This window comes from Streptomyces griseicoloratus, assembly GCF_014534645.1.
GTDB classification, from domain to species: Bacteria; Actinomycetota; Actinomycetes; order Streptomycetales; family Streptomycetaceae; genus Streptomyces; species Streptomyces griseicoloratus.
In genome coordinates, this window is record NZ_JACVQF010000229.1 from 1 (window position 1) to 24,338 (window position 24,338).

A 24,338-nucleotide genomic window follows, 5' to 3' on the forward strand; every position below is an offset into this window, starting at 1 on the left:
GCCGCCGGCCGTGAGGGTGGCGGCGAGGTTGGCGACGGTGCGGTGCTGGAAGACGTCGCGTACGGCGGCTTCGAAGCCTTCGGCGCGCAGGGCGCCGACGAGGGCGATGGCCTTGATCGAGTGTCCGCCGAGGTCGAAGAAGTTGTCCTCGACACCGATCCGTTCCACGCCGAGCACCTTGCTCCAGATCGCGGCGATGCGTTCCTCGGCGGGGGTGCGGGGGGCGACGTAGGTGTCCGTGGCGGTCTGGTCCGGGTCGGGCAGGGCGCGGCGGTCGAGCTTGCCGTTGGCGGTGAGCGGGATCGCGTCCACCTGCATGAAGACGGACGGGATCATGTAGTCCGGCAGGGCGTCGGCCAGGTCGGGGACCTCGCCGACGACGTAGGCGATCAGGCGCTGGTCCTGCTCGGACACGATCACGGCCGCGTCGGTGATGCCGGGTCGGGCGACGAGTGCGGCGCGCACCTCGCCGAGTTCGATGCGGTAGCCGCGGATCTTGACCTGGTCGTCGATGCGGCCCAGGAACTCGACGGCTCCGTCGTGCCGCCGGCGAGCGAGGTCGCCGGTGCGGTACATGCGGCTGCCCGCCGGACCGTATACGTCCGGGACGAACTTGTCGGCGGTGCGGGCCGGGTCACCCACGTAGCCGCGGGCCACGCCGGTGCCGCCGACGAACAGTTCGCCCACGGCGCCGACGGGGACGGGCTGGAGGTGGGTGTCCAGGACGCGCATGGTCATGTTGGGCAGGGGCCGGCCGATGGGTACGACGCCGTCGAACTCGTCCACGAGCGGGAAGACGCAGGTGCCGACGGTGGCTTCGGTGGGCCCGTACTCGTTGAGGACCTTCCCGTCGCCGAGGATCTGTCGCCAGCGTTCGACGAGGGCACCCGGGAGTGCTTCGCCGGCGACGACGACCTTGCCGGCCAGCGTGGAGATCTCGTCGTCGCTGAGCTGACCCGAGAGCACTTCGAGGTGGCCGGGGGTGAGCTTCATGAAGGAGAACGGTCCGGCGTCCGTCAACGCGGTGCCCAGTTCCGTGAGTTCGCCGTCGTACAGCCAGGTGCGCTGTCCGGCTGCCAGAGGTGCCCACACGTTGGGGACGACCAGGTCGAAGGCCACCGAGGAGAACACGGGTGCGCCGCCGGTCCCGGCCGAGGCGAGTTCCCGTACGGCCCAGTCGATGTGGTTGACGAGGCTGCGGTGGGAGACCTGCACGCCCTTCGGGCGGCCCGTCGAACCCGAGGTGAACACGGTGTAGGCCACCGCGTCGAGGTCCACCGGCACCTCGGGAGACGACTGGGGCAGATGCGAGAAGTCGTCCTCGATCCGTACCACCGGTACCTCGAAGCGGTCGGCGTACGCGGTGGAGGTGACCGCCGTCCGCACCTGGGCGTCGGTGACCATGCCCGCGATGCGTCCGGCGGGCAGTACCGGGTCCATGGGCACGAACCCGGCCCCCGCGCGCCACACCGCCAGCAGTGCCACCACCAGGTCGACCGACCGGTCGAGCAGCACCGCCACCGACGACTCGGGCCCCACACCGGCCTCACGCAGGCGGTGTGCCAGACGGTTGGCGCGGGCGTCCAGTTCCGTGAACGACAGCGCCGTACCGTCCGATTCCACCGCCACCGCGTCCGGACGCCGCGCCACCTGCTCGGCGATCAATTCCGGTACGGAGACCGCGCGCACCGGCACTGCGGTGTCGTTCCAGGAGGTCAGCACCCGCTCGCGTTCACCGGCCGGCAGGAAGGTCTCGCGGGCGTCGCCGTCCACGTCGGCGGCCATGGACTCCAGCACCGCCCGGTACATCGCCGCGAGCCGGTCCACCGCCGCCCGGTCGAAGTGGTGCCGGTGGGCGGTGATCACCATGAAACCGGCGCGGGTGGAGACGCCGAGCGGGAACTCGGTGGGGCTGTCGTCGATCGTGGCCGGGTAGTCGACGAGGTCCTGGTCGACCTGGCGGAAGTTCTGGTAGCTGAACCGGACGTTGACGAGCCGTTCGCCGTCGGCGAGTTCGCGCTGCATGGCGCCGAGGGGGTAGCGGCGGTGCGGCCAGACGTCGATCTCCTGGTCGAAGACCTGGCGCACCAGTTCGCGCCAGGTGCGGGCGCCGCGCCGGTGGGCGAACGGCAGCGGGTTGAGGTACACGCCGTAGACGCGTTCCGCGCCGGCCGCCTCCGGGCGGGCGTTGGTGACGAGCCCGGTGAAGAACGCCTCTTCGGGGGTGAGCTGGCTCATCACCTTGAGGTGCGCGGCGTGCAGCACGCTCTTGATCGGCACCTTGGCCTGGCTGGCGAGGGTGCGCAGGCCGGTCTCCAGGTCGTGGTAGGGGACCCAGGAGCGGTTGAGGCCGCGGGGGGTGGTGGCCGGATCGTCGCCGAGGCCGGAGGGGATCTCGAACGGCGTGTGCTCGTCGAGGATGCCCTTCCAGTAGGCGCGGTCGTCGTCGGCGGAGAGGGACTCCAGTTCGGCGGCGACGAAGTCCGCGTACCGGATGGCGGGGGTGTCCGGGTCCGGCAGGGGTTCGCCGGCGCGCAGCGCGTGGTAGGTGGTGACGAGTTCCATCAGGAGGGAGTGGTGGCTCCATCCTTCGAGAACGGCGTGGCATTCGGTGAGGGTCAGCCACCAGGAGCCGTCGTCGCAGGCGTGCCCGGTGAAGCGGATCAGCGGGGCGCGGGTGAGGTCGAAGAGCCGGGTGCGCTCATCGGCCATGTAGGCGCGCAGCGACGCTTCGACCGCGTCGGCGTCCAGCCCGGTCAGGTCCCGCACGGCGACGGGGGAGGTCACGTCGGCGGCGGGGTGCACGAGCTGGAGCGGGACGGAGTATCCCTCGACGGCGAAACTGGAACGGAGGATCTCGTGGCGGGCCAGGACGGTGTCGACGGTCCGCTGGAGGACTTCCGGATCGAGGGGTCGTTCGTCGAGGATCCGGAAGCAGGTGGAATTGTGGTAGTGGTTGCGGTCGTCGTCGGCGAGCATCTCCACGACCATGCCGAGCTGCACCTGAGCCAGCGGGTAGGCGTCCACCAGTCCTTCGGGGAGACGACTGCGGTCGTCCTCGTCGAGCAGGGCGAAGGGGGCGACGGGCTGCCGGGGGGTGGCGGGTGCGGGGCGGCCGGTGACGAAGGCGACGAGTTCGGCGGGCGTACGGTGCTCGAAGACGTCGCGGACGGTGACGTCGTACTCGCTGCCCCGCAGGGCTCCGACCAGGGCGACGGCGCGCAGGGAGTCGCCGCCCAGGTCGAAGAAGTTGTCCTCGACGCCGACGGTCTCCACCCCGAGGACGTCACGCCAGACGGCGACCATCTCCTCCTCGGCGGGTGTGCGCGGTGCGACGTGCACGGCATCGACGCCGAGGGCGCTGCGGTCGGGGGCCGGCAGTGCGGCCTGGTCCAGCTTGCCGTTGACGGTGAGCGGGATGCGGCCGACGACGAGGAACGTGGCCGGGATCATGTAGTCGGGCAGGGTGCGGGCGAGCAGGGCGCGCAGTTCGCTGGGCGCGGCGACGGCGTCGCCGGTGGGCACGACGTAGGCGATGAGGCGGCGGTCGCCGGGGGTGTCCTCACGGGCGACGACCACGGCGTCGCGGACCCGCGGATGCGTGGTGAGCGCGGCCTTGATCTCGCCGAGTTCGATGCGGTGACCGCGGATCTTGACCTGGTGGTCGATGCGGCCCAGGTAGTCGAGGCTGCCGTCGGGACGCCGGGAGGCGAGGTCGCCGCTGCGGTAGAGGCGGGTGCCGGGTGTGCCGTAGGGGTCGGGCACGAAGCGTTCGGCGGTGAGGGCGGGGCGGCCCAGGTACATGAGGGCGACGCCGGGACCGCCGACGTGGATCTCGCCGGGCACGCCGATGGGCACGAGTTCGCCGTGCGGGCCGAGCAGGTGGACCTGGAGGTCGCGTAGCGGCACGCCGACCGGGTTGCCGGTCTCGGCGTCCAGGTCGGCCTCGGTGACGAGGTGGAACGTGGTGTGCACGCAGGTCTCGGTGATGCCGTACAGGTTGGCGATGGCGGTGACGTCGAGGCCGCGGCGCTCCACCCAGGGCCGCAGGGCCGGGATGTCGAGCCGTTCGCCGCCGAACGAGACGACGCGCACGGCGAGCTCGCCGATCAGGGGATGGTCCTCGGCGGCCAGGGAGACCAGGCCGCGGAAGGCGGACGGGGTCTGGTTGAGGACGGTGACCTTCTGGTCGGCGAGCAGGCGCAGGAAGTCCTCCGGGGAGCGGGAGACGTCCGGCGGTACGACGACGAGCCGGCCGCCGTATGCGAGGGCGCCCCAGATCTCCCACACCGACATGTCGAAGGCGTACGAGTGGAACAGCGTCCACACGTCGTGCTCGTCGAAGCCGAAGTGCTCCTCGGTGGCGGTGAACAGGCGCAGCACGTTGGTGTGGCTGAGGGCGACACCCTTGGGCCGGCCGGTGGAGCCGGAGGTGTAGATCGTGTAGATCAGGTCGCCGGGGGTCGCGCCGGAGTCCGGGTCGTGACCGGGGGCGGCGGCCACCGCGGCGGCCTCTTCGGGGTCGTCGAGGACGACGAGCCGGCCCTCGGCGGCGCCGCGCAGGTGGGCGGCGTGCCCGGTGGAGGTGACGACGAGGTCGGCGCCCGCGTCGCCGAGGGTGTAGGCGATGCGGTCGGCGGGGTGCTCGGGGTCGAGGGGCAGGTAGCCGGCGCCCGACTTGAGGACGCCGAGCAGTGCGGGCACCAGGAGCGGGCCGCGGTCGAGTGCGACGGCGACGAGGCGGCCGGGGGCGGCGCCGAGGGAGCGCAGGTGGTGGGCGAGGCGGTTGGCGCGGGTGTTCAGCTCGGCGTAGGTGAGGCTCTCGGTGCCGCAGACGACGGCGACGGCGTCGGGTGTGGCGGCGGCGCGTTCCTCGACGAGCTGGTGGACGCAGCGGGTGGGTGCGTCGAAGGTGCGGACCTCGGGCAGCAGGACGGCGCGGTCGGAATCGTCGAGCATGTCCAGGCGGGACAGGGGCCGGTCGGGGTCGGTCGCGGCGGACGCCAGGAGTCGTTCCAGGTGCCGGGCGATGCGCTCGACGGTCGCCCGTTCGTAGAGGGCGGTGCTGTACTCCAGGGTGCCGGTGACGGAGCCGTCGTCGGCCTCGCGGAGCTGGAGGGTGAGGTCGAAGCGGGAGACACGGGAGGTGGCGGTCAGGGCCTCGGTGTCGACGCCGGGCAGGGTGAAGCCGGTGGTGCGTTCGCGGTGCATGGTGAACGCGACCTGGCACAGCGGGGTGCGGGACATGTCCCGGGCCGGGGCCAGCTCGTCGACGAGGCGGGCGAAGGGGAACTCCTGGTTGTCGAATGCGTCCAGGACGGTCTCCCGGGCACCGGTGAGGAGCTGCCGGAAGGTCGGGTCGCCCCGCCACCGGCCGCGCAGGACCAGGGTGTTGATCCCGTAGCCGATGAGCCCCTCCAGCTCGGGCCGGTCGCGGCCGGAGACCACGGTGCCCACGGCGATGTCGTCACGGCCGGTGTAGCGGGAGAGCAGGCCCTGGTAGCCGGCGAGGAGGGTGTGGAAGAGGGTGGCTCCGTGCGCGGCTCCCAGGTCGCGCAGCGTGCCGGCCAGTGGGGCCGGCAGGTGGACGGGGACCGCGTCCCCGGCGTAGGACCGGGTGGAGGGGCGCCGGCGGTCGGTCGGCACCTCCAGCGGGGTGAGGCCGGCGAGCCGTTCCCGCCAGTGGTCGAGCTGCCGGTCGAGTTCCCCGGAGTCGAGGCGGCGGCGCTGCCAGGCCGCGTAGTCGGCGTACTGCACGGGGAGCGGGGCCAGCGGCGAGGGTTCGCCGCGGCCGAACGCCTCGTAGAGCACGGCCAGTTCGCCGAGGAACAGCCCGACGGACCACTCGTCGCACGCCACGTGGTGGAAGACGACGACCAGAAGGTGGTCGTCCTCCGCGACGCGGATCAGCCGCGCCCGCAGCGGGGCGCCGTCGGCCAGGTCGAACGGACGGCCCGGTTCGGCCTCGGCGAGCCGGCGGGCCCGCTCCTCGCGCTCGGCCGGGGTGCCGGTGCCGGTCAGGTCGTCGACGGGGAGGTCGAACGGGCCGGGCGGGTCGATCAGCTGGACCGGCTCGGTGCCGTCGAGGCGGTAGCGGGTGCGCAGGATCTCGTGGCGGGCCACCAGTTCCTCGAAGCCCCGGCGCAGCGGCTCCGCGGAGAGCCGTCCGCGCAGCCGCAGCGCCACGGGGACGCTGTACTCCCAGCTGTCCGGGTCGAGCCGGCTGAGGAACCACATCTGCTGCTGCCCGTGGGAAAGGGCGAGCCGGCCGTCGCGGTCGACGCGGGTGACGGCGGTCCGCCGGCCGCCGCGGCCCCCGGCGAGCCTGGCCCGCACCAGCTCCTCACGCCTGCTGTCGACCGATCCGCCGTCGCCGGCCGTTCCAGTGCCGTCGACCTGTCCGCCCGTGCGGACTTCGCCCGTGGTCATGCTGAGCGCCCCTCCCGACCTTCGTTCCGTACGACGTGTCTCGTGTGGTGCCCGCGTGGTGCCGGGTGCTGTGCGGTGTGATCCCATCGGCACCGCGGGCCGTGCGACGCGGTCAGGCGCCGGCCTGCTCCATGCGCCGGCGCAGACTGGCCGGCCGCAGGTCCGTCCAGACCTCCTCGATCCGCTGGAGGCAGTCCTGCCGCGAGCCCTCGGTGCCCTCGGCGTGCCAGCCGTCCGGCAGTTCCCGGCTTGCGTCCCAGATCGAGTACTGCTCCTCGTCGTTCAGGACGACTCGGTAGGTGCGGTGGTCGGTCTGCTCGTCAGCCATGACGGTGTCCCTTCGGTGGTCGGATGCTCGCCCAGCGTCCGACGCCGACCTATACCGGGGCTCTTATCGGCTCTCTTTTGGCCCGGCGGGCGGGACGGCCGAAGCCCCCGAAGACGGCACACGGCCCGGTCCCGACGGGGGAATCGGGGCCGGGCCGTGTGGCTCCGGGGTGGTGCGGCGTGTACCGGGGGGTACGGAGGTGTACCGGGGTACGGAGGCGTGCCGGGGCGTACCAGGTGTCCTACTCGCGGGCTCCGATCAGCTGCACGGCTCGGGCCCGAAGCGCCGCACCGACCGGCAGGACCGTGCCGAGGACCGCCAGCAGGGTGGAGACCACCACGACGCCCGTGACGACCGCGTACGGAACGACGATCGGGGTGGTGCCGAAGAGCTGGAACAGGGCTCCCCACAGCCCGGCCAGGTTGACGGCGGTGGCGGCCAGCGCCAGCACCACACCGATCGCGGACACGAGGAGCGACTCGGCGACGAAGAAGCGCAGCACCTGCCTGGGGGTGGCGCCCGCGGTCCGCAGGACCGCCAGGTCGCGCCGGCGGTCCGCGGTGGCCATCAGCAGCGTGTTGAGGATCGCGATGAAGCAGAACAACATGATGATCACCGCGGTGGAGCGCTGCCGGACCTCGTTCAGGTGCCGGGCGTAGGCGGACTCGGAGGCGACCAGTTCGTCCCGCGTCATGAAGGTGGCACCGCTGCCCTCGACCGCCTCGCGGATGGCGGCGGTCGCGGCCTGCCGGTCGGTGCCCTCGTCCAGGGTGATGTACGCGCGGCGGGACAGGCCGTCGCGCGCGAACAGCGCGGTGTCGGCGAACCGGGGCGGCAGGTAGGCCACGTCCTCGCCGCGCAGCGCCTCGTACACGGCGGCCACCTTCAGCTTCTGGGTGCTGCCGTCGGCCATCAGCACGGTCTGTGTGGAACCGACGTCCATGTGCCACAGGTCGGCGACGGCCATGCTGTTCTCGTCGAGGTCGTCGAGGGAGCCCTCGACCACCTTCAGGTCCATGGTCCGTTTCAGGGCCTCCGGGTCGACGACCAGGCCGTCGTTCTCGTCGTAGCGGTCCTCGTCCTTCCAGTAGACCGTGGTGAGCAGCGGCGCGGCGATCTTCACGCCGGGCACCTCGGCGACCCGGTCGACCACCTCGGTGCTGATGCCGGGGGTGTCGTCGGGGGCGAGGGCGTAGTCGGAGACGATCCGGTTCTGCAGGCCGCTGTCCCGGGCCGCGCCCAGCGAATCGGTCGCCGCGAGCAGGGAGAACGCGAGGCCGACGGTGAGCAGCACCGGCGCGGCCGTCGCCGCGGTCCGGCGGCGGGCGGTCAGCGCGCTCTGCCGGACCAGCATCGCGGTGGGGCCGTTCGCGCGGCGCCACGGCCACATCAGCAGCCGGGCCAGCGGACCCACGGCCAGCGGGGCGAGGACGGCCGCCGCCAGCACCGGCACCATCAGCGAGACCACGTACACCGTGGGCGAGAGCACCGTCACCGGGGAGCCGGTGGCGATCCACGCGGTCCAGCCGACGCCGCCGAGGAGGGCCACGGCACCGAGCAGGGCACGGCCGGGGGTGACGCCGGTGTCGTCCACGGCGGCCTCCCGCAACGCTTCGACGGGCTGGATGGAGCCGGCGCGGCGGGCCGCGGCGGCCGCACCGCCGACCGACACCAGCAGCCCGACCAGGAAGGCGGCGGCGAGAGGCGCGAGCACGGTCCAGTGCAGGGACGGGGTGACGGTGAACCAGTCCGGGGACACCCCCATGGAGATCAGCATGTCGGCGAGGAGCTGCGCCCCGAACAGTCCGAGGACCGTGCCCACCGCGGCGGCCGCACCGCCCACCAGGAGGGCCTCGTTGCGGACCATCTTCCGCACCTGCTTGGGGGTGGCGCCGACGGCGCGGAGCAGGGCGACCTCCCTGCGGCGCTGGACGACCGCGAAGGCGAAGGTGGACGCCACCACGAAAATGGCGGTGGTCCCGGCGACGCTCGCCATCACCGGCACCAGCGTGATCGTGTTGTCCAGGGTCTCGCGGTCCTCGGCCTCGCTGGCGTCGGCCTTGTGCCGGTCCTGGCCGGTGAGGACTTCGGCCCGCTCGCCGACGGCGTCCCGCACCGCCTCCGCGGGCCCGAGCGCGACCAGCGAGTCCATCCGCGGGGAGAGCCGCGCGGCCTCCGCCTCGGAGAAGAAGACGGCGTCCTCGTAGCCGACGGGGGCGACGGTGCCGCTGACGGTGTACTTCCGTACGGTGGACGCCGTCAGTACGGTCACCTCGTCGCCGGTGCGGGCCTGGTCGGAGGGGACGACGATCTGCCCGTCCGATGCCGGCGCGGCGCCATCGGTGAGACGGTAGCCGCCGAAGCGGGCCACCGGCCAGGGGTGCCCGACCTGGTCCTCGGGGCCGCCGCGCAGCTGGGCGTAGAAGGCACGGTCGACGACGGTCTCGCCGGTCGCGGCGACCCGGTCGCGCAGTTCGGGGCTCAGGCCGCGGGCGGCCTCGGGGGAGCGGACGCCCAGGTCGTGGTGGGCCGGGTTCCAGCCGTCCGACTTGGGACGCACGACCGTGCCGGCGCCGGCGAAGCGCTCCACCGGCCGGTCGGGGAGGTCGAACGCGGTCGTCACGAGCAGCCCCATGGCCGCGACCTGCGCCACGCCGAGGACCAGGGCGACCACCGTGCCGAGGAAGGAGACCCAGCGCGCCCGAAGGGTCTGGAAGGCCACCCGGATCACGACGTCACCGCCAGGTGGGTCATGCGGGCGGCGACGGCCTCGGCGGTCGGCTGGAGCAACTCGCCGACGAGGCCGCCGTCCGCGAGGAACAACACGCGGTCCGCGTAGGCGGCGACGTTCGGGTCGTGGGTCACCATCACGATGGTCGTGGTCACCCGGCCATCGGTACCGGGACCGCTGGGGGTGCCGCCGTCCGGCCCGGCCAACGCGCGCAGCGTGACCAGGAGTTCGCGTCCCGTGGACAGGTCGAGGGCGCCGGTCGGCTCGTCCGCGAAGAGCACGGCGGGGCGGGCCACCAGGGCACGGGCGATGGCGACCCGCTGCTGCTGTCCGCCGGACAGCTGGCTGGGCCGGCTGCCGGCCTTCTTCTCCAGGCCGACCTGGGCGAGCGCCTGCCGGACCGCGCCGCGCGGGGGCCTGCGCCCCGCCAGCCGCATCGGCAGCGCCACGTTCTGCTCGGCCGTCAGCGAGGGCAGCAGGTTGAACGACTGGAAGATGAACCCGGTGGACGCGCGGCGGAGTTCGGTCAGCCGGGTCTCGTTCAGACCGGAGGTGTCCTGACCGTCGATGAACACCCGGCCCGAGGTGGGCCGGTCGAGCCCGGCCGCGCACTGCAGCAGGGTGGACTTGCCGGATCCCGAGGGCCCCATGATCGCGGTGAAGCTGCCCCGGGGGAAGGACAGGCTGGTCTCGCGCAAGGCGCTCACCGCGCTGTCGCCGGACCCGTAGGTCTTGGTGAGCGACTCCAGCCGCACTGCGTCATCCATCGGTTCTCCGCGCTTCGTGGGTCAGGGGATCGGCCGGCGTCCCGTCCACGACGGAGGCCGGCGCGGGCACGTCCGGACCCGGCAGCGCCGCCGGCTCCGACGGGGTGTGCGCCGCGTCGAGTGGTTCCGTGCTGTCCGCGCGGTCCTCGCGGGCCGCGCCGGCCCTGCTGAAGACGACGGCCGCCAGCAGAGCCAGCACCGCCATCACCGCCGACAGCGCCACGAGGGTGTGACGGCTGCCGACTGCCTCCAGCAGGTATCCCGTACCGAGTGCGCCGAGCGAACTCGCCCCGGACACCAGGAGCATGACGACACTGCCGACCCGCCCCTGCATGTCGTTGGGGGTGATGCGCACCTGGTAAGACATGCCGGAGACCGTAACAGTGGCTCCTATAAACGACGTTATGTAGAACAACGCCCCAAGTGCCGGGGCCTGCCGGAAGAACACCGCTGTGGGCATGACCACGGCCCACGCGGTGTGGGCGAGGATCATGATCTGCCGCATGGCCAGCCGCCGGTTCAGCCAGCCGCCCGACAGCGCCCCGCACAGTCCGCCCATGCCGCCCGCCGCCATGATCAGTCCGATGGTGCCGGCTGCTCCACCGTCCTCCCTGATCACCACGGCCACGGTCAGGATCAGCCCCTGGAACACCAGGTTGCTCACCGAGATGACCAGCAGCGCCGTCCTGAAGTAGGCCCGGCCCCACACCCAGGTGAGACCGGCCGCGACCTCGGAACGCATCCGGCGTCCGGTGCGCGGCGGGCGGGGCGGCTGCCGCTCACCCCGCAGCTTCACCAGCGTGACCAGTGACGCCAGGTAGAGCGCCACGCTGGTCAGGAACGGCACCCACGCCGACAGACCGAACATCGCGCCGCTCGCGGGGTGCCCGACGAAGTTGACGCCGCGGGAGCGGGCCTCGTTGGTGGCCATCGCGGCGCCCAGCTGCGGCGAGGGCACCACGTTGCGCACCATGGCGCGTTCCGACAGCTGGTAGAAGACGGTCATGCTGCTCTGCACGAACGCCACCAGGGCGATGTGCCACACCCACACCGTGTCCCCCAGCAGGGACACGGCGACCGTCGCCACCGCGACCATCCGCACCACGACACATGTCATCATGACGCGCCGCCGGTTCAGCCGGTCCACCAGGACACCCGCCGGCAACTGCACGAGCAGCGCCGGCAGCAGCCCCGCGAACCCGACGATGCCCGCCGCGCTCTCCGACCGGGTGTGCCAGAGCACCAGCAGCGTGAAGGCCATCCCTGAGCAGCGCTCCGCCATCACCGACATCGCCGAGCCGGTCCACAGCAGCCGGAAGTCGCGGTAGCTGCGCAGCGACGGCAGCTTGTGCCTGCCCTCTGCGTGCGGGCGGGCTCTGCGCTTTCTGATCATGAATGGACGGCCCGGCACCATTCGAGGACCGCCATCGCGCTGTGCAGCTTGTGCGTGGCCTGGGTGAACGCCAGGCTGGCCGGGCCGTCCAGCACCTCCGCGGTGACCTCCTCGCCCCGGTGGGCCGGCAGGTCGTGGAGGAACACCGCGTCCGGGCTGGTCTCCCACAGGGCGCCGGACACCTGGAACGGGGCGAACACGGTGCGCCAGTCGGCGTCCGGCTTGCTGGTGCCGGTGGTCTGCCAGCGGGTGGTGTAGACGACGTCGAACCCGGTGGGCAGAGCCGTCATGTCGTGCTGTTCGGACAGCTTCGCCCCGCTGCGCGCCGCCTGCTCGCCGGCGGTCGCCAGGACGTCCGCCGCCAGTCCGTACCCGGGCGGGGTGCGCAGCTCCAGCTCGGTGCCCGGGAAGCGGGTCAGGGCCAGTGCGAGCGCGGCGGCACTGTTGTTGCCCTCGCCCACGTACAGCACCCGCAGGCCGTCGACGTGGCCGAAGTGACAGTGCAGGGTGGTGAGATCGGTGAGCCCCTGAGTCGGGTGCTCCTCCGCGGTCATGGCGTTCACCACCGACATCGGCCCGGCCGCCGCCCAGGACCGCAGCTCTGCCGTCGCGTCCGACGTCCTGGCCACCAGCATGTCCAGCATGCCGGACAGCACCCGGCCGGTGTCCTCGGTGGTTTCCCCGGTGTTCAGCTGGAGGTCGCCGGGCCCGAAGGTCACCGTCTGCGCGCCGAGCCGCAACGCCCCCGTGGTGAAGGCGGTACGGGTACGGGTCGAGGTTCGCCGGAAGTACACGCCGACCACCTCGTCCCGCAGCGGCTTGGCGACCGCCCCGGCGGCGAACTCCGCCCCGCGGGCGACCAGCGTGCGCAGATCGTCGTCGGTCAGATCGGTCAGTGAGATGAGGTGACGCATGCGGATGTCCTTCGCTCCTCGGTCAGCGGGATTCGGCGAGCTGCGCGTCGATCTCGGCCCGGACGCGGTCCTCGATCTCCACGGCGATCTGGGCGATGGTGGGGCGCTCGAAGACGACCCGTATCGGCAGGTCCAGGTCGAAGTCCTGCTGCAACCGCGAGACCAGGCGCACGGCGAGGATGGAGTGTCCGCCGATGTCGAAGAAGCCGTCGTGCACGCCGGCGGTCTTGCCGAGCAGATCCGTCCAGATCGCGGCGATGCGTTCTTCGGCGGGGGTGCGGGGAGCTACGTAGGTGTCCGTGGTGGTCTGGTCCGGGTCGGGCAGGGCGCGCCGGTCGAGTTTGCCGTTGGCGGTGAGGGGGATCGCGTCGACCTGGATGAAGAGGGACGGGATCATGTAGTCGGGCAGGAGGTCCGTGAGGTCGGGGGTTTCGCCGACGATGTAGGCGATCAGGCGCTGGTCCTCTTCGGGCACGATCACTGCGGCGTCGGTGATGCCGGGTTGGGCGACGAGTGCGGCGCGTATTTCGCCGAGTTCGATGCGGTAGCCGCGGATCTTGACCTGGTCGTCGATGCGGCCGAGGAACTCGACGGCTCCGTCGTGTCGCCAGCGCGCGAGGTCGCCGGTGCGGTACATGCGGCTGCCCCGCGGACCGTACACGTCCGGGACGAATTTGTCGGCGGTGCGGGCCGGGTCGCCGGCGTAGCCGCGGGCCACGCCGGTGCCGCCCACGAACAGCTCACCGACGGCGCCCACCGGCACCGGACGCAGGTGGGTGTCGAGGATGTGCATGGTCATGTTGGGCAGGGGGCGGCCGATGGGGACGATGCCGTCGAAGGCTTCTGTGAGTGGGTGGACGCAGGTGCCGACGGTGGCTTCGGTGGGTCCGTATTCGTTGAGGACCTGGCCGTCGCCGAGGATGTGCCGCCAGCGTTCGACGAGGGCGCCGGGGAGTGCTTCGCCGGCGACGACGACCTTGCCGGTCAGTGCGGCGATTTCGTCGTCCGTGAGCTGGCCGGAGAGGACTTCGAGGTGGCCGGGGGTGAGTTTGATGAAGGAGAAGGGCCCGGCCTTGGTCAGTGCGGTGCCGAGGCCGGTGAGTTCGCCGTTGTGGAGCCAGGTGCGCTGTCCGGCTGCCAGGGGTGCCCATACGTTGGGGACGACCAGGTCGAAGGCCACCGAGGAGAACACGGGTGCGCCGCCGGTCCCGGCGGACGCGAGTTCCCGTACGGCCCAGTCGATGTGGTTGGTGAGGCTGCGGTGGGAGACCTGCACGCCCTTCGGGCGGCCCGTCGATCCGGACGTGAACACGGTGTAGGCCACCGCGTCCAGGTCCACTTCGGTCTTGGGTGCGGTGTCGGGCAGGTGGGAGAGATCCTCCTCGACCCGTACCACCGGTACTTCGAAGCGGTCCGCGTGCGCCTGTGATGTCACGGCGATCCGTGCTCCGGCGTCGGTGACCATGCCCGCGATGCGTCCGGCGGGCAGTGCCGGGTCCATGGGCACGAACCCGGCGCCGGCGCGCCACACCGCCAGCAGGGCCACCACCAGGTCGGCCGACCGGTCCAGCAGCACCGCCACCGACGACTCGGGTCCGACGCCGGCCTCGCGCAGCCGGTGTGCGAGACGGTTGGCGCGGGTCTCCAGTTCGGCGAACGTGAGCGTGGTGCCGCCCGCTTCCACCGCCACCGCTCCCGGCTGCCGCGCTGCCTGTTCTGCGACCAACTCGGGTACGGAGACCTCACGCACCGGCAACGCCGTGTCGTTCCACAGGCGCAGCAGCCGGTGTTCGTGCACGGTGGTGAGGTCGATCGCGGAGAGCGGGGTGCCGGGGGCGTCGACGACCGCCTGGACGAGGCGGACGAAGTGGGCGGCCATGCGCTCCACCGTGGTGTGCTCGAAGAGCGAGGTCGCGTACTCGAAGGCCCCGGTGAGGGACCCGTCGGCGTGGCGCCACACGAACAGGGTGAGGTCGGTCTTGGCGACCCGCCAGGCCCCCTGGAAGGCGTCCATCAGGACGCCGTCACTGGCCACCGTGGTCGCGCCCTCGTCCTGGAGGTCGAAGGCCACCTGGTAGAGCGGGGTGCGGGACAGGTCGCGGACCGGCTGGAGTTCGTCCACCAGCCGTTCGAAGGGCAGTTCCTGGTGGGCGAAGCCGGAGAGCACGGTGTCCTTGGTGCGGGCGAGCAATTCGGCGAACGTCGGGTCGCCGGTCAGGTCGCAGCGCAGGACGAGGGAGTTCAGGAAGAAGCCCACGGTGTCCTGGGTCTCCGGGCGCAGCCGGCCGGTCACCGGGCTGCCGATGCCGAAGTCCTCCTGACCGCTGTAGCGGGCCAGCAACGCCGCGAAGGCGGCGAGGAGGGCGGCGTACGGCGTGGCCCCGTGCTGCCGGCCGATGCCGCTCAGGGCGTCCGCGAGACCGGCGGGCACGGAGAACCGTACGCCCTGGCCGTGTCCGTCGCGGTGGGCCGGTCGGGGCCGGTCCGTGTGCAGCTGGAGTTCGGGCATGCCGCGCAGCGCGGACTTCCAGTAGTCGAGTTCGCGATCCAGCACGGCGTCGTCGGATCGGGCCGCCTGCCAGGCGGCGTAGTCGCCGTACTGCACGGCGGGTGCGGGAAGCTCGTGCGGGCGGTTCTCCCCGGCCGCCGCGCACAGCTCGCGGATCTCCCGCTCCAGCACGACCGTCGACCAGCCGTCGCTGGCGATGTGGTGGACGGTGACCAGCAGGACGGGGCCGCCGAGCGGGACCCGTACCAGCATGGCACGCCACAGCGGGCCGTCGGTCAGGTCGAAGCCGCGCCGGAACTGTTCGTCGAAGAGCTGCTCCAGCCGGGCCTCGCCGGCGTCCTCCACGCGCAGTTCGACGGGCTGGGCGTCGACGACGACCTGGCGGGGCTCCTCGCCCTGGAGGACGTAGCGGGTGCGCAGGGCCTCGTGGCGCTGCTCCACGGTGTCGAGGGCGGTGCGGACGGCGGCCTCGGTGGTGCCGGCAGGCAGCCTCAGGAAGAGCGGGGCGACCCACTCGGGGCTGCCGGGGTGCATGCGGTCCAGGAACCACAGGCGGTGCTGGCCGAAGGAGAGCGGCAGCGGTACGCCGCGGTCCACCGGGACCACGTCGGGCACGGAGGGCCGGGACTCCTCGATGAGGCGGGCCTGCGCCTCCACGGTGGACGCGCCGAACAGGCCGCGCAGCTGGATGTCGTCGCCGGACGCCTTGGTGAGGGCGACGGCGAGGCGGGTCAGGACGAGGGAGGAGCCGCCGAGGGCGAAGAAGTCGTCGTGCACGCCGACGTTCTCCACCTGAAGGAGCTGCTCCCACACGTCGGCGACGAGCCGTTCCGCGGGAGTGCGGGGGGCCACCGACGCGCGCGTGTCGCCGGGCGCGTCGGTCTCGCGGGCCGCCGGGTCGGGCAGGGCGGACCGGTCGACCTTGCCGTTGGCCGTCAGCGGGAACGCGTCCATGGGCACGAACTGGGCGGGGATCATCGACTCGGGCAGCCGGCGCCGCAGGAAGCCGCGCAGTTCGTCGCGGGGGATGCGGCGGCCCGCCACAAGGTGGGCCACGAGCCTGGTTCCCGCGGCGGTGGTGTACGCCCCGACGACGGCTGCCCGCACATCGGGGTGGGCGTGCAGGGCGGCCTCGACCTCGGCCGGTTCGATGCGGACGCCGTTGACCTTCACCTGGTGGTCGACGCGGCCCAGGTAGGCGAGGCTGCCGTCGGAGCGCCAGCGGGCCAGGTCGCCGGTGCGGTACATACGGCCGCCGTCGCCGCTGTGCGGGTCGGGCAGGAAGCGCTCCGCGGTCTGTGCCGGGCGCCCGGCGTAGCCCCGGGCGAGGCCGGTGCCCGCGGCGTACACCTCGCCGACGACACCGATGGGCACGGGGTCGAACTCCTCGTCCAGCACGTAGACGCGCAGTCCGTCGAGCGGACGGCCGATGGGCACGGCCTCCGTGTGGAGCTCCGGGTCGAACTCCTGGGCGGTGACGTCGACGGAGCACTCGGTGGGCCCGTACGTGTTCCACACCGTGGCGCCGGTCGGCTCGCTCAGCCGGCGGCACAGCTCGGCGTCGAGGGCCTCGCCGGCGGAGAACACCATCCGCAGCCCGGTGCACTGGGCCCAGCCGGGTTCCTCGGTGAGCAGCCGCAGCACCGACGGGACGCCCTGCAGGACCGTGACGTGCCGCTCGGCGAGGGTGCGCACCAGCAGGGCCGGGTCGGACTCGGCGCCCGGCGGCGCCATCACCACGGTGCCGCCGGTGACGAGCGGCGCGAACAGTTCCAGGGCGGCGGCGTCGAAGGTCAGGACCGTCTTCATCACCATCCGGTCGTCCGCGCCGAGTTTCTGCCGCGTCACCGTCCAGGACACCCGGTTGGCGATGCCGGCGTGCTCCACCAGCACCCCCTTGGGCAGGCCGGTGGAGCCGGACGTGTAGGTGAGGTAGGCGGCGTTCGCGGGGTCGGCGGCGGGTGGCTCGGGGGCGGTGTCCGGCCGGCTGTCGAGGCCGGTCTCCGGGGCGTCCAGGAGCAGTACGGTGCTTTCGTCCAGCCCCGTCGGCGCCGTGCCGCGCACCGCCAGGACCAGCCGGGCGCCGCTGTCCTCGACCATCCACGCGGTCCGCTCCGCGGGGTGGGCGGCGTCCAGCGGGACGTAGGCGGCACCCGCCTTCCAGACGCCGAGGAGGACGGCGGGCAGGTCGCGCCGGCGGGGGAGACTGACCGCGACCCGCTCCTCCGGGGCGACGCCCCGGTCCCTGAGCAGCCGCGCGACGCGGTTCGCGTGCCGGTCCAGCTGCTCGTACGTCATCGTCCCCTGTGCGTCGTCGACCGCGATGGCGTGGGGGGTACGGGCGGCTTGACGGGAGATCAGTTCGTGCAGCGGGACAGACATCTCTTCTCCAGAGGTGTTGATCAGGTGCGGGTCTGCGGTGCGGGGACGGCCCTCGGGCAGGGCCGTTCCTACGGCGTACGACCGGGCAGGAAGCCCTCGACGGAGGTGCCGATGCCCCGCGCGCGTGCCTCGTCGCGGACGAACCGGGCCAGTGCCAGGTCGAGCACGCCCAGGCCGAACGGGGAGAACACCACCGGCCGGCCGTCCTGGGGCACGGGTGCGGCGGTGCCCTTCAGCAGCGCGCCGATGGACGCGTGGATGAAGCCCCGACCGCCGGTCTGCTCCTGCGCCAGGTGCACGGAGGTCTTCTCGCGGCACACGTGGTCCGGGTCGTCGACGATGTTGTGGGCGCCGAGGACCGCGGGCACGGTCAGGTCCCGCAGGGAGACGTGCAGGACGACGGTGCCGGGCGGGCAGGCGTCGATGCCGGTGTGCGGGGTGGCGGCGGTGGTCGCGAAGGACACCAGGTCGTGTGCGGCGAGGGCCTCGTCGAGACCGGCGCAGTGCCGTACCCGGGCGCCGGGCAGCAGCCGCGCGTGGTCGGCGGTGAAGCGGGCGGCGCGCTCCGGGTCCGTGTCGTACACGGCGAGCGAGTCGAGGTGGGGGTGGACGACCGCGAGGAAGCGGAGCACCTCGCGGTTGATGACGCCGGTGCCGACGAGGGTGACCCCGGAGGGCCGGCGCCCGTCGAGCAGGAGCCGGGAGGCGAGCGCTGCTGAGGCGGCGGTGCGCCGGGCGGAGATGAGGGAACCCTCGATCAGGGCCTCGGGGTGTCCGGTCTCCAGGGAGTTCAGCAGGATCGCGGCGCTGGCGCGCTCGTGCCCGCCCGCGACGTTGCCGGGGAAGGACGAGATCCACTTCATGCCGGCCACCTCACCGCCCGGTGTCCCGTCGCCGGGCGACGTACCGAGGTAGCCGGGGAGGCCGATGATGCGGTCGCGGGGGCGGCCGGGAAAACGCAGGAAGACGGAGTGCGGCAGTACGGTGCGCCCCTCTTCGTGGCGTTCGTAGGCATCGGCGACAAGGTCCACGATCTCCTTCTCGCGTCCGGTCAGGAGCCCGGCCACTTGCCCGTGCTTGATGATCAGCATGCGCCCACCGCCATGAAGAGATCGGGTTCCTGCCACAGATGGGAGACCTCTCCGAAGTGCGCGCGCACCCAGTCGTCGGAGTAGATCGAGTCGAGGTACCGGTCGCCCCGGTCGGGGAAGATCAGCACGACGTTGCGGCCGGCCGGGATGCGGGCCGCGAACTTGCCGAGCGCGGCGGTGACCGCGCCCGAGGAGCCGCCGGCGAGGATGGCCTCGCGGTCGGTGAGGGTGCGGCATCCGACCACGCACTCCAGGTCGGAGACGTGCACGACCTCGTCGGCCAGCGCCGGGTCGAAGAGGGCGGGCCGCACCGCCGCCCCGTGTCCGGGCAGCAGCCGCGGCCCGGACGCCCCACCGAACAGCACGCTGCCCAGTGCGTCCACGCCCACCAGGGTGGTGGGCAGCCGGTGTTCGCGGATGTAGCGGGCGCAGCCGGTGAGGGTGCCTCCGGTTCCGGTGGAGCAGAAGAGGTAGTCGACGCGGCCGTCGAGGGCCTCGGCTATCTCCCGCATGGTCCGCTCGTGTGCCAGCGGGTTGCGCGGATTGGCGTACTGGTTGGGCCAGTAGGCGCCGGGGATGGTCGCGACGAGTTCCCGTACCCGCTTGATGCGCGTCGGCAGGTAGGCCCGCGTCTCGGGGTCGACCTCGGTGACCAGGTCGACGGTGACGCCGTAGGCCCGCAGGATGGCGAGGTTCTGCTCGGTGGTCTTCGGGTCCACGACGCAGATGAAGTCGATGCCGAAGTACCGGCAGATCTGCGCCATGCCGATGGCCAGGTTCCCGGAACTGGACTCCACCACAGTGGAACGGCCCGGTACCAGGTCACCGCTGCGGATGCGGCCCAGCAGCATGGAGAGCGCGGACCGGTCCTTGACGCTGCCGCCCGGGTTGAACGCCTCCAGCTTGGCGAAGACGCGGGAGCCGAAGCGGGGCAGTAGGCCGGTGAGTTCCACCAGCGGTGTGCCGCCGATGCCGTCGAGGATGCCGTGGAGCACGGGAGCGCTCATGAGACGGCGCCGGGGTGACCGCCGAGGGCGAGCAGGGCCCGCTTGTCGTCAGCGTCGGTGAGCCGGATGCGGCCCAGGGGGCGGTCCGCGTCGTCGACGGCGGCCGTGAGGAACCGTACGTACTGGTCGAACAAGCGGTCCACAGTGGGCCGTTCGAACAGCGCCGTGTCGTAGCGCAGGGCGATGGTGAGACCCCGGGCGTCACGGGTGACCTCCAGCGACACGTCGCACTGGCCCTCCAGATGGGGGATCTCCAGGTAGGTGACGGTGAGGCCGCCCACACGCATCGGCACCCCGGCGGCGGCGACCTCCAGGCCGCCGTCGAAGCGTTCGGTGGAGACCATCGTCATGGCGATCCGGTACAGCGGCCCGCCGTCCCCGGCGTCCTGGGCCACCAGCGGGAACGGATAGGTGGCGCGTGCGGTGGCCTGCCGGATCCGCTCCGCGGCGCGGTCGACGACCTCCCCCAGGGTGGCGTCCCTGCTGATCTCGGCACGCACCAGCACCGGGTTGACGTAGTAGCCGACGACCTCGCGGGCCGCGGAGCGGCGCACGGACGCCGGGCAGGCGATGAGGAAGTCCCGCATGCCGGTCCAGCGGTTCACCAGGGCCTGGAGCGCGCCGAACGCCACCGCGAACTGGGAGACCTCGCGGTCGGCCGCGGTGCGCCGGATGCCCTCCGAGAGCGCGTCGGGCAGCCTGCGCACCAGACTCGTGCCCTTGCTCGCCGGCACGGCCGGACGGGGCCGGTCGGTGGGCAGCTCGGCGGCCTGCGAGCCGGCGCACTGCGCCCGCCAGAAGTCGGCCTGGCGGGCGCCGCGCGAGGAGTCCAGCAGGGTTCGCTCGGCCGCCACGAAGTGGTCGAAGTCGGTGGCCGGCGGCTCCAGCCCAGGGGCCCGGCCCTCGGCGAGTTCCGCGTAGGCGGCGAGCAGGTCCCGCCACAGCAGCCACTGGGACAGGGCGTCGGTGGCGATGTGGTGGGTGACCACGAGCGCCACGGCGTCCGCCCCGCGCCGCAGCAGCACGGCACGGAACGGGCCCTCGTCGGTCAGCCGGAACGGCGCGGCGACCTCCGCGTCCACCATCCGGCGCAGCTCCTCGTCGCCGGCGCCGGGCACCTCGCGGACCACGAGGCGCCCGGTCTCGCCGGGCGGCAGGACGCGGCGCCGCGGGCCGTCCACGGTGTCCGCGTACACCGAGCGGAGCATGGGGTGCCGCTCGGTGACCGCGTCCACGGCCCGCGCCAGGATCTCGGGGTCGGGCGCCGGCTCCATGCGGACACCGCCCGCGAGGTGGTAGGTGGAGCTGTCGGGGGCCAGGCTGTGCAGGAGCCACAGTCCTTCCTGCCCCACCGAGAGGGGCAGCGCCCCGTCCCCGGGGTCCGTGTGGGTCATGGCTCAGACTCCCGCCTTGTACGCCATGAGGAAGTCCGCGACGTCACTGACCCTCAGCAGGTCGCCGACCTTCTCGTCGGGCACCGTCAGACCGAAGTTCTTCTCCACGGCCGCCAGCAGGTCGATGCGGGTAAGGGAGTCCAGGCCGAGGTTCTCGAAGCTGGCGTCCGCGGTGACCTCGCCCTCCAGGTCGGGGGCGGTGCGCAGGGTGAGGTTGATGATCTCGACGATCATTTCGTCTCTGGTCATGGTCGTTCCGTCTCTGTGTGGAGTGGGCTTGCGGAGCGGGGAGTTCGAGGCGCCGGGCGGGACGCGTCGCGCGGGGCGGTGTCGCCCGGGACGGTGTCGCCCGGGACGGCGGGGCCGTCGTCAGGGCAGGTCCACGACCTGGCCGGCGTAGGTCAGGCCGGCGCCGAAGCCCAGCAGCAGGACCTTGTCGCCGGGGGTGGCCCGGCCGCTCTCCTTCAGGCGGCTGAGCGCCAGCGGCACGCTGGCCGCCGAGGTGTTGCCTGTGTCGACGACATCGTTGACGACGCGGTCCTGCGGCAGGCCCAGGTTGTCCGTCAAGGTCCGGATGATCCGGTTGTTGGCCTGGTGCGGCACGAACCAGGCGATGTCCTCCAGAGCGACGCCGGCGGCGGCGCACGCCCGGTGGGCCACGTCCGGCATGGTGGCCGTGGACCACTTGTAGACCAGCGGGCCGTTCATGGTGACGTACTCGCGGCCGTCGGCCTTCTCCGTGATGCCCAGCACCTCGTGCCGCGCCCCGTCGCTGCCCCACACCGCCGGACCGATGCCGGCCGTCTCGGAGCGGGACACCACGGCTGCGCCGGCGCCGTCACCGAAGATGACGAAGGTGTCCGGGTCGTTCGGGTCGATCCACTCGCTGGTCCGCTCGGCGCCGATGACCAGCGCGTGCCGCGCCTCGCCGAGCCGTACCGCGTTGGAGGCCATGGCCAGGGAGTAGGTGAAGCCGGCGCAGACCGCGTTCAGGTCGTAGGCGCCGGAGTTGGGCAGGCCGATGCGGCTGGCGACCTCGGGCGCCACACCGGGCATGCGGACGCGGCGGGTGGCGCTGGCCACGATCGTGAGGTCCACCTCGGCCGGGTCGATGTCGGCCTCGACCACCGCCTTCTCACCGGCCGCCGCGGCCATCGCGGCGATGGTCTCCTGCTCGTCCGCGTGGTGGCGGGTCTTGATGCCGGTACGGCTCTCGATCCACTCCGGGGAGACGGTGGTCCGCTGCGACAGTTCCTCGTTGGCCACGAGGCGGGCGGGCCGGTAGACCGCGAGAGCGGCTATGCGTGATCCGTGTGTGGTGAGCATCTCTCTTCCCAACTGCGGGTCGGCTGGATGGTCTTGTGCGGGCCGGACGGTGACCGGACCGCTTGGGCCGCTCAGGCGTCGGACGGCTCCGCCATGGCCACGGCGATCCGACGGGGCCCGGTGAACGGCTCCCGGGCGTGCGCGGCGAGCATGTTGTCGACGATCAGGACGTCGTCGCGCTGCCAGTCGAAGCGGACGGACGCCCCGCGGTAGCAGCCGCGCAGGTGATCCAGCACCTCGTCGGGGATGGTGCCGCCGTCGCCGTAGAACGTGTGCGTGGGCAGGTCCTCGTCGTCGAAGATCGCGCGCAGCCCCGCGCCGACCTCCTCGGGCAGCGTGCTGGTGTGGAAGAACGTGGCGTGGTTGAACCACACCTCCTCGCCGCTGACCGGGTGCCGGTGCACCGCGCGGCGGACCGCGGTGGTGCGCAGCCCTCCGTCGGGTCGCCACTCGGCCTCGATGCGCCGCTCCGCGCAGTACGCGACCACGGCGTCCCGGTCGGAGGTGTTGAACGCCTCCTGCCAGGGCACGCCGAAACCGGTGTGGAAGTTGCGCACCACCTGCCAGCCGCGCGCCTCGAACTCGGCCCGCACCTGCGGGTCGATCGCGGCGAGGACCCGCCGGATGTCGGCGAGCGGCGTCGCGCCCAGCGTGGTGGGCGGCTCCACGCAGTAGAAGTACAGCGTGCGCGGCCACACCGCCTGGTACGAGTTCTCGTTGTGCAGGAAGATCTCCTCGGCCGGCGGGTAGTCCGTCGACGTGTAGACCTGGCCCTTGATGGTGGAGCGGGGCGAGGAGCGTTCGGCGTAGGCCAGCGGGGGAGTGCCGGAGAAGGCACGCACGGTCTGGTCGAAGCCGTCGACACCGCCCACGTCGAAGCCGCGCAGCAGCAGCGCCCCGCGCTGTGCGAGCAGGGCGCGCAGTTCGGCGCGGTGCTCGGTGAGGTAGGCGTGGATGCCGGTGCCGGGGGCGTCCGGTCGGCACAGGCCGGGCACGGTTCCGGTGCCCAGCCAGCCGGGAGGGGTCTCTTCCGAGGTGATGGTCATGGTCAACTCGCTTGTTCGTCGCGGCGTCCGGGACCTGGAGGCCCGGTTCGGGACCGTGGACGGTCAGTCGGACATCGCAACCAGCACCCGCCGGTCGCCCGTGTAGGGGCGCCGGCCGTGCGCCAGCAGCAGGTTGTCGATGAGCAGCAGGTCGCCGGCGCGCCAGTCGACGTCGACCGCGTGCTCCAGGCCCCGGTCGCGGATCTGCAGCACGTACTCGGCGGGGATGGGGCTGCCGTCGGCGAAGGTCACCGACTGCGGCAGCTCGTCCTCGGAGAGGATCTGCGCGAGTTCCTTCGCGGTGTCGTCGCCGAGTCCGGCAGGGTGCCACTGGTCGGCCTGGTTGAACCACACCTCGGTGCCGGTCACCGGGTGGACGGTGGTGGCGGGGCGCAGCGACTCGACGCGCAGGCTGCCGTCGCGCCGCCAGGTCCACTCGGCACCCGCGCCCTTCAGGAACGTCTCCACCTCGCCCCGGTCGGACGTCTCGAAGGTGTCCTGCCAGCTCTTGCCGAGGCCGTAGCCGTCGTGCAGGTTCTGGACGTAGCGCACCCCGTCGGCGAAGGCGTCCCGCACCTGCGCGTCCAGCGACCGGAGCCACAGTGCCGCGTCGAGCACGGGGGTCGCGCCGCCCCCGCCGGGAGTGATCTGGCAGAAGAACGCCAGCCGGGCGGGCCAGGCGTGGGCGTAGCTCATCTCGTTGTGCATCGAGATGGTGTACTCCTGCGGGTACTCCGTCGAGGTGTAGACGTTGCCGCCGACCTTGGTGCGCGGCGAGTTGCCGTGCACGTAGGCCAGTCGGTTCGGCAGCAGCCGGTCCAGCACCGGGTCCAGGGTGTCGGGCGTGATGCCGAAGCCGCGGAACACCAGCGCCTTCTCCCGCGTCAGCGCATCTGTCAGGCCTCCCTCAAGGGCGTCCACCCGCCGCAGCAGCTCCTCCGGGCCGCCGCCCTCGGCCGCCTTGATCTCCCTCGGTGCCCAGGCCGCGGTACTCGCCATGTCACCTCTCCTTTCACTGTCG

At 72.4% G+C, this 24,338-nt stretch carries 14 protein-coding genes; all 14 read right to left on the reverse strand.

Translation table 11 applies throughout. From position 1 onward, the window contains the following. Positions 1 to 6,429 (reverse strand): non-ribosomal peptide synthetase (locus tag H0H10_RS33520; protein WP_188184950.1); only part of this gene is annotated, 6,429 nt, incomplete at its 3' end. A 112-nt stretch (positions 6,430 to 6,541) separates the two neighbouring features. Then, positions 6,542 to 6,757: an MbtH family protein gene (locus tag H0H10_RS33525; protein WP_188184951.1), complete on the reverse strand. Its 216-nt coding sequence runs from the start codon at positions 6,755 to 6,757 to the stop codon at positions 6,542 to 6,544. A 241-nt stretch (positions 6,758 to 6,998) separates the two neighbouring features. Then, positions 6,999 to 9,488: an ABC transporter permease gene (locus H0H10_RS33530; RefSeq protein ID WP_188184952.1), complete on the reverse strand. Its 2,490-nt coding sequence runs from the start codon at positions 9,486 to 9,488 to the stop codon at positions 6,999 to 7,001. Then, positions 9,485 to 10,255 carry an ABC transporter ATP-binding protein gene (locus H0H10_RS33535; RefSeq protein ID WP_188184953.1) on the reverse strand — a complete coding sequence of 257 codons (771 nt, stop codon included), beginning with the start codon at positions 10,253 to 10,255 and terminating at the stop codon, positions 9,485 to 9,487. Before H0H10_RS33535 ends, H0H10_RS33530 begins: the two co-directional genes overlap by 4 nt. Beyond that, positions 10,248 to 11,648: an MFS transporter gene (locus tag H0H10_RS33540; protein WP_188184954.1), complete on the reverse strand. Its 1,401-nt coding sequence runs from the start codon at positions 11,646 to 11,648 to the stop codon at positions 10,248 to 10,250. The genes H0H10_RS33535 and H0H10_RS33540 overlap by 8 nt, the downstream gene beginning before the upstream one ends. Beyond that, positions 11,645 to 12,562, reverse strand: coding sequence for an ornithine carbamoyltransferase (locus H0H10_RS33545; RefSeq protein ID WP_188184955.1), 918 nt, complete (start codon positions 12,560 to 12,562; stop codon positions 11,645 to 11,647). Before H0H10_RS33545 ends, H0H10_RS33540 begins: the two co-directional genes overlap by 4 nt. Positions 12,563 to 12,584: 22 nt before the next feature. After that, a complete protein-coding gene (locus H0H10_RS33550; protein ID WP_188184956.1) occupies positions 12,585 to 17,453 on the reverse strand; it encodes a non-ribosomal peptide synthetase in 4,869 nt (1,622 codons plus the stop codon). Positions 17,454 to 17,521: 68 nt separating this feature from the next. Then, positions 17,522 to 18,544 carry a 2,3-diaminopropionate biosynthesis protein SbnB gene (gene sbnB / locus H0H10_RS33555; RefSeq protein WP_188184957.1) on the reverse strand — a complete coding sequence of 341 codons (1,023 nt, stop codon included), beginning with the start codon at positions 18,542 to 18,544 and terminating at the stop codon, positions 17,522 to 17,524. Further along, positions 18,538 to 19,551 (reverse strand): 2,3-diaminopropionate biosynthesis protein SbnA, encoded by a 1,014-nt coding sequence (gene sbnA / locus H0H10_RS33560; protein WP_188184958.1) that lies wholly within the window; start codon positions 19,549 to 19,551, stop codon positions 18,538 to 18,540. Before sbnA ends, sbnB begins: the two co-directional genes overlap by 7 nt. Then, complete coding sequence (locus H0H10_RS33565) at positions 19,548 to 20,945, reverse strand: condensation domain-containing protein (RefSeq protein ID WP_188184959.1); 1,398 nt, start codon at positions 20,943 to 20,945, stop codon at positions 19,548 to 19,550. The genes sbnA and H0H10_RS33565 overlap by 4 nt, the downstream gene beginning before the upstream one ends. 3 nt (positions 20,946 to 20,948) lie before the next feature. Further along, on the reverse strand, positions 20,949 to 21,194 hold the full coding sequence (locus tag H0H10_RS33570; RefSeq protein ID WP_223180839.1) for an acyl carrier protein: 246 nt from the start codon (positions 21,192 to 21,194) through the stop codon (positions 20,949 to 20,951). A 120-nt stretch (positions 21,195 to 21,314) separates the two neighbouring features. After that, on the reverse strand, positions 21,315 to 22,271 hold the full coding sequence (locus H0H10_RS33575; protein WP_188184960.1) for a beta-ketoacyl-ACP synthase III: 957 nt from the start codon (positions 22,269 to 22,271) through the stop codon (positions 21,315 to 21,317). 71 nt (positions 22,272 to 22,342) lie between these two features. Further along, positions 22,343 to 23,317, reverse strand: coding sequence for a TauD/TfdA family dioxygenase (locus H0H10_RS33580; RefSeq protein ID WP_188184961.1), 975 nt, complete (start codon positions 23,315 to 23,317; stop codon positions 22,343 to 22,345). A 63-nt stretch (positions 23,318 to 23,380) separates the two neighbouring features. After that, positions 23,381 to 24,316 (reverse strand): TauD/TfdA family dioxygenase, encoded by a 936-nt coding sequence (locus H0H10_RS33585; RefSeq protein WP_188184962.1) that lies wholly within the window; start codon positions 24,314 to 24,316, stop codon positions 23,381 to 23,383. Between the last annotated feature and the right edge of the window lie 22 nt (positions 24,317 to 24,338).